The sequence below is a fragment of the Vibrio sp. 03_296 genome (assembly GCF_002265885.1).
Genome location: NZ_NPKW01000982.1, coordinates 1 through 761 on the forward strand (window position 1 = coordinate 1; position 761 = coordinate 761).

Annotated in this window: 1 protein-coding gene; it reads left to right on the forward strand. The window is 40.1% G+C overall.

The genetic code is table 11. The annotated features are described in order from the left end of the window. Positions 1–455 precede the first annotated feature (455 nt). Positions 456–761, forward strand: a 306-nt coding sequence (locus CIK04_RS29315) for a ribosome alternative rescue factor ArfA (protein ID WP_325205993.1), incomplete at its 3' end; no start/stop codon positions are given.

The following is a 761-nucleotide window of genomic DNA, read 5'->3' on the forward strand; positions in this document are numbered from 1 at the left end:
ATGTGTAATCCTATCTCTTTAAAAAACTATTGAGTCGGGTTAGCGACTAGTATTGCTTGTAGAAAAAACTCTGTTGTGTCGCACACCGAGGGTTTGTATGTAATCCTGCGAAATGTGTAAAACAAAGACTTTCTTTCCAACCAGACAAGAGTCTAGGAGATCGGTTGCAGGAGTCAACGACTCACGCTAGGGAAAGTTAGAATCTTTGTAGCGAATCACTGTTTTGTTTCCAATTAATTAGTCTTTTTACAAAATAACGCAGCATAAAACAGAGGCTTATTATATTTGTTAGGTCGGTTTGCGATATTTTGCAAAATCTTTGCCTGTCTCATCGGGCCAGTAAATGAAAATTTATCCCTGTTAAGTGTGTTTTTTAGTCGGGAATTGACAGTGATGATATTTTGCCTTTCAATAGCGCGACTTTATAAAAGTCTCACCATTTATTTGAGGTAACGATGAAAAAGAAACAAGAATACCTCGCAGAAGTCAGTGGAGACACTGAAATCGGGCGAGGAACCATTAACGATAATGCATTAAAAGCATTAGTGACCAGCCAGCTATTTCGAACCCGTGTGGTCAAAGCGAAAAAAGGCRAAGGCAGCTTCCAACGAAAAGCGAAGCACAGAGGCAAAGAGCCCTACTCAAAGTTGATAAGAGAATCAGTTTTGAATAGGGCTCTTTCTTTATCGGCGCTTAGTGTTCAATTTTTGGTGAGTAAATCGCGTACTGCGGTGATTGTCCGGCCACAATCGCAGAAAACA